This window comes from Neisseria gonorrhoeae, assembly GCF_003315235.1.
Taxonomy (GTDB): Bacteria; Pseudomonadota; Gammaproteobacteria; order Burkholderiales; family Neisseriaceae; genus Neisseria; species Neisseria gonorrhoeae.
In genome coordinates this window covers 1-6,125 of record NZ_QNRU01000050.1, presented here as the reverse complement: position 1 = coordinate 6,125, position 6,125 = coordinate 1, and the positions used below count along the sequence as shown (strand labels likewise).

The 6,125-nt window shown below is 51.6% G+C and carries 1 protein-coding gene, 2 tRNA genes, 3 rRNA genes and 1 pseudogene; all 7 read right to left on the bottom strand.

Annotation, left to right across the window (positions count from 1 at the left end):
- Complete coding sequence (locus DFR77_RS12080) at positions 1 to 396, bottom strand: helix-hairpin-helix domain-containing protein (protein WP_003703428.1); 396 nt, start codon at positions 394 to 396, stop codon at positions 1 to 3.
- A gap of 104 nt (positions 397 to 500) precedes the next feature.
- A pseudogene (locus tag DFR77_RS14270) lies at positions 501 to 617 on the bottom strand (competence protein ComE); the annotation flags it as partial.
- A gap of 35 nt (positions 618 to 652) precedes the next feature.
- Positions 653 to 766, bottom strand: a 5S ribosomal RNA gene (rrf, locus tag DFR77_RS12065).
- A gap of 96 nt (positions 767 to 862) precedes the next feature.
- Positions 863 to 3,754 (bottom strand): 23S ribosomal RNA (locus DFR77_RS12060).
- Positions 3,755 to 4,101: 347 nt separating this feature from the next.
- Positions 4,102 to 4,177, bottom strand: a tRNA-Ala gene (locus DFR77_RS12055).
- A 5-nt stretch (positions 4,178 to 4,182) separates the two neighbouring features.
- Positions 4,183 to 4,259 (bottom strand) — tRNA-Ile (locus tag DFR77_RS12050).
- A 100-nt stretch (positions 4,260 to 4,359) separates the two neighbouring features.
- Positions 4,360 to 5,900 (bottom strand): 16S ribosomal RNA (locus DFR77_RS12045).
- The 16S, 23S and 5S rRNA genes sit together here with 2 tRNA genes alongside, the layout of an rRNA operon.
- Positions 5,901 to 6,125: the final 225 nt, after the last annotated feature.

Here is a 6,125-nt window from a genome sequence, read left to right as displayed (position 1 = left end):
CTATTTTTTAACCGCAGGCAGCACCGGTTTGGCGGGGCCTTTTGGTGCGGGCGCGCCGACGGAAGCCTGGTCTTTCAGCTTCGCCAGCACCGCCGGACCGATGCCCTTCACCTTGATCAAATCGTCCACAGACTTGAACGCGCCGTTTTGCGCGCGGTATTCCGCAATGGCCTTCGCCTTCGCCGGGCCTATGCCCGGCAGCGCCTCCAGCTCCTGCTGCGAAGCCGCATTGATGTTTACCGCCGCAAGGGAGAAGGCGCAGGAGAACAGCATACAGAACAATACAAACATTTTTTTCATGGTTTTTCCTTTAAGGGTTGCAAACAACAAACCGCATCTTGCGACGATATGGCGGATTAACAAAAACCGGTACGGCGTTGCCCCGCCCCGGCTCAAAGGGAACGATTCCCTAAGGTGATGAAGCACCGGGCGAACCGGTTCCGTACTATCCGTACTGCCTGCGGCCCGCCGCCTTGTCCTGATTTTTGTTAATCCGCTATAAAACGGGTCATTCTAAAATGAATATCCCAAAGTTTCAAGCCGTTCCTCCGCAAACCCGACCGGACACCGTACAGATGCCGTCCCGCCATCCCCGACATTTTTTCCGGGCAAAGCAAAAACCCCCGGATATCCGGGGGTTTTCTGAAAGGGTGTTTGGCAGTGACCTACTTTCGCATGGAAGAACCACACTATCATCGGCGCTGAGTCGTTTCACGGTCCTGTTCGGGATGGGAAGGCGTGGGACCAACTCGCTATGGCCGCCAAACTTAAACTGTTGCAAATCGGTAAAGCCTTAATCAATATATTCGGTAATGACTGAATCAGTCAGTAAGCTTTTATCTCTTGAAGTCCTTCAAATGATAGAGTCAAGCCTCACGGGCAATTAGTATGGGTTAGCTTCACGCGTTACCGCGCTTCCACACCCCACCTATCAACGTCCTGGTCTCGAACGACCCTTTAGTGCGGTTAAACCGCAAGGGAAGTCTCATCTTCAGGCGAGTTTCGCGCTTAGATGCTTTCAGCGCTTATCTCTTCCGAACTTAGCTACCCGGCTATGCAACTGGCGTTACAACCGGTACACCAGAGGTTCGTCCACTCCGGTCCTCTCGTACTAGGAGCAGCCCCCGTCAAACTTCCAACGCCCACTGCAGATAGGGACCAAACTGTCTCACGACGTTTTAAACCCAGCTCACGTACCACTTTAAATGGCGAACAGCCATACCCTTGGGACCGACTACAGCCCCAGGATGTGATGAGCCGACATCGAGGTGCCAAACTCCGCCGTCGATATGAACTCTTGGGCGGAATCAGCCTGTTATCCCCGGAGTACCTTTTATCCGTTGAGCGATGGCCCTTCCATACAGAACCACCGGATCACTATGTCCTGCTTTCGCACCTGCCCGACTTGTCGGTCTCGCAGTTAAGCTACCTTTTGCCATTGCACTATCAGTCCGATTTCCGACCGGACCTAGGTAACCTTCGAACTCCTCCGTTACGCTTTGGGAGGAGACCGCCCCAGTCAAACTGCCTACCATGCACGGTCCCCGACCCGGATGACGGGTCTGGGTTAGAACCTCAAAGACACCAGGGTGGTATTTCAAGGACGACTCCACAGAGACTGGCGTCTCTGCTTCCAAGCCTCCCACCTATCCTACACAAGTGACTTCAAAGTCCAATGCAAAGCTACAGTAAAGGTTCACGGGGTCTTTCCGTCTAGCAGCGGGTAGATTGCATCTTCACAACCACTTCAACTTCGCTGAGTCTCGGGAGGAGACAGTGTGGCCATCGTTACGCCATTCGTGCGGGTCGGAACTTACCCGACAAGGAATTTCGCTACCTTAGGACCGTTATAGTTACGGCCGCCGTTTACCGGGGCTTCGATCCGATGCTTGCACATCTTCAATTAACCTTCCGGCACCGGGCAGGCGTCACACCCTATACGTCCACTTTCGTGTTGGCAGAGTGCTGTGTTTTTAATAAACAGTCGCAGCCACCTATTCTCTGCGACCCTCCGGGGCTTACGGAGCAAGTCCTTAACCTTAGAGGGCATACCTTCTCCCGAAGTTACGGTATCAATTTGCCGAGTTCCTTCTCCCGAGTTCTCTCAAGCGCCTTAGAATTCTCATCCTGCCCACCTGTGTCGGTTTGCGGTACGGTTCGATTCAAACTGAAGCTTAGTGGCTTTTCCTGGAAGCGTGGTATCGGTTGCTTCGTGTCCGTAGACACTCGTCATCACTTCTCGGTGTTAAGAAAACCCGGATTTGCCTAAGTCTTCCACCTACCGGCTTAAACAAGCTATTCCAACAGCTTGCCAACCTAACCTTCTCCGTCCCCACATCGCATTTGAATCAAGTACAGGAATATTAACCTGTTTCCCATCGACTACGCATTTCTGCCTCGCCTTAGGGGCCGACTTACCCTACGCCGATGAACGTTGCGTAGGAAACCTTGGGCTTTCGGCGAGCGGGCTTTTCACCCGCTTTATCGCTACTCATGTCAACATTCGCACTTCTGATACCTCCAGCACACTTTACAATGCACCTTCATCAGCCTACAGAACGCTCCCCTACCATGCCGGTAAACCGGCATCCGCAGCTTCGGTTATAGATTTGAGCCCCGTTACATCTTCCGCGCAGGACGACTCGACCAGTGAGCTATTACGCTTTCTTTAAATGATGGCTGCTTCTAAGCCAACATCCTGGCTGTCTGTGCCTTCCCACTTCGTTTACCACTTAATCTATCATTTGGGACCTTAGCCGGCGGTCTGGGTTGTTTCCCTCTTGACAACGGACGTTAGCACCCGCTGTCTGTCTCCCGAGGAACCACTTGATGGTATTCTGAGTTTGCCATGGGTTGGTAAGTTGCAATAACCCCCTAGCCATAACAGTGCTTTACCCCCATCAGTGTCTTGCTCGAGGCACTACCTAAATAGTTTTCGGGGAGAACCAGCTATCTCCGAGTTTGTTTAGCCTTTCACCCCTACCCACAGCTCATCCCCGCATTTTGCAACATGCGTGGGTTCGGTCCTCCAGTACCTGTTACGGCACCTTCAACCTGACCATGGATAGATCACTCGGTTTCGGGTCTACACCCAGCAACTCATCGCCCTATTAAGACTCGGTTTCCCTACGCCTCCCCTATCCGGTTAAGCTCGCTACTGAATGTAAGTCGTTGACCCATTATACAAAAGGTACGCAGTCACACCACTAGGGCGCTCCCACTGTTTGTATGCATCAGGTTTCAGGTTCTGTTTCACTCCCCTCCCGGGGTTCTTTTCGCCTTTCCCTCACGGTACTGGTTCACTATCGGTCGATGATGAGTATTTAGCCTTGGAGGATGGTCCCCCCATATTCAGACAGGATTTCACGTGTCCCGCCCTACTTTTCGTACGCTTAGTACCGCTGTTGAGATTTCGAATACGGGACTGTCACCCGCTATGGTCAAGCTTCCCAGCTTGTTCTTCTATCTCGACAGTTATTACGTACAGGCTCCTCCGCGTTCGCTCGCCACTACTTGCGGAATCTCGGTTGATTTCTTTTCCTCCGGGTACTTAGATGGTTCAGTTCTCCGGGTTCGCTTCTCTAAGCCTATGTATTCAACTTAGGATACTGCACAGAATGCAGTGGGTTTCCCCATTCGGACATCGCGGAATCATAGCTTTATTGCCAGCTCCCCCGCGCTTTTCGCAGGCTTACACGTCCTTCGTCGCCTATCATCGCCAAGGCATCCGCCTGATGCACTTATTCACTTGACTCTATCATTTCAAGAACTTCTTTGACTTCGTTTACCTACCCGTTGACTAAGTAAGCAAACTTGAAATCCCTACTTTGATAAAGCTTACTGCTTTGTTGTGTCTTAATCCTGCCTTTTGTGTTTCAGGATTAAGTCGATACAATCATCACCCAAATACTATGTTTGTTTTCTTTTCTCTTGCGAGAGATTTTTTATCCTTTGCAAAGAATAAAAAATCAAAACAAACTCATTGTCTTTGTTTGTTGATTTCGGCTTTCCAATTTGTTAAAGATCGATGCGTCGTTATTCTACTTCGCAAATCAAAATAAGCTGCTAAAAACAGCAAACTTGCTTTCATTTGTAAAGTTTTGGTGGAGGCAAACGGGATCGAACCGATGACCCCCTGCTTGCAAAGCAGGTGCTCTACCAACTGAGCTATGCCCCCGTTCTTGGTGGGTCTGGGAGGACTTGAACCTCCGACCCCACGCTTATCAAGCGTGTGCTCTAACCAGCTGAGCTACAAACCCGGTTTCCCTTCTTAAGCGAACCTTGCCTTCACTCAAGCTTCTTCCGCATCTTTTCAGTTTACCGATAAGTGTGAATGCCTAAAGCCCCTTCTTTCTCTAGAAAGGAGGTGATCCAGCCGCAGGTTCCCCTACGGCTACCTTGTTACGACTTCACCCCAGTCATGAAGCATACCGTGGTAAGCGGACTCCTTGCGGTTACCCTACCTACTTCTGGTATCCCCCACTCCCATGGTGTGACGGGCGGTGTGTACAAGACCCGGGAACGTATTCACCGCAGTATGCTGACCTGCGATTACTAGCGATTCCGACTTCATGCACTCGAGTTGCAGAGTGCAATCCGGACTACGATCGGTTTTGTGAGATTGGCTCCGCCTCGCGGCTTGGCTACCCTCTGTACCGACCATTGTATGACGTGTGAAGCCCTGGTCATAAGGGCCATGAGGACTTGACGTCATCCCCACCTTCCTCCGGCTTGTCACCGGCAGTCTCATTAGAGTGCCCAACCGAATGATGGCAACTAATGACAAGGGTTGCGCTCGTTGCGGGACTTAACCCAACATCTCACGACACGAGCTGACGACAGCCATGCAGCACCTGTGTTACGGCTCCCGAAGGCACTCCTCCGTCTCCGGAGGATTCCGCACATGTCAAAACCAGGTAAGGTTCTTCGCGTTGCATCGAATTAATCCACATCATCCACCGCTTGTGCGGGTCCCCGTCAATTCCTTTGAGTTTTAATCTTGCGACCGTACTCCCCAGGCGGTCAATTTCACGCGTTAGCTACGCTACCAAGCAATCAAGTTGCCCAACAGCTAATTGACATCGTTTAGGGCGTGGACTACCAGGGTATCTAATCCTGTTTGCTACCCACGCTTTCGGACATGAACGTCAGTGTTATCCCAGGAGGCTGCCTTCGCCATCGGTATTCCTCCACATCTCTACGCATTTCACTGCTACACGTGGAATTCCACCTCCCTCTGACACACTCGAGTCACCCAGTTCAGAACGCAGTTCCCGGGTTGAGCCCGGGGATTTCACATCCTGCTTAAGTAACCGTCTGCGCCCGCTTTACGCCCAGTAATTCCGATTAACGCTCGCACCCTACGTATTACCGCGGCTGCTGGCACGTAGTTAGCCGGTGCTTATTCTTCAGGTACCGTCATCGGCCGCCGATATTGGCAACAGCCTTTTCTTCCCTGACAAAAGTCCTTTACAACCCGAAGGCCTTCTTCAGACACGCGGCATGGCTGGATCAGGCTTGCGCCCATTGTCCAAAATTCCCCACTGCTGCCTCCCGTAGGAGTCTGGGCCGTGTCTCAGTCCCAGTGTGGCGGATCATCCTCTCAGACCCGCTACTGATCGTCGCCTTGGTGGGCCTTTACCCCGCCAACCAGCTAATCAGATATCGGCCGCTCGGATAGCGCAAGGCCCGAAGGTCCCCTGCTTTCCCTCTCAAGACGTATGCGGTATTAGCTGATCTTTCGATCAGTTATCCCCCGCTACCCGGTACGTTCCGATATGTTACTCACCCGTTCGCCACTCGCCACCCGAGAAGCAAGCTTCCCTGTGCTGCCGTCCGACTTGCATGTGTAAAGCATGCCGCCAGCGTTCAATCTGAGCCAGGATCAAACTCTTATGTTCAATCTCTAACTTTTTAACTTCTGGTCTGCTTCAAAGAAACCGACAGGACAATGTTCAAAACATCATCTCGTCTGTCTTTCAAACAGTGCGAGGCCCAAGGCACTCACACTTATCGGTAATCTGTTTTGTTAAAGAGCGTTGCGAAATTATAAAGTATTCCTTCCGCCTGTCTAAGATATCTCTCGATATTTCCGACATTCCGTGCTATACTTTTCAGTTCGTCCG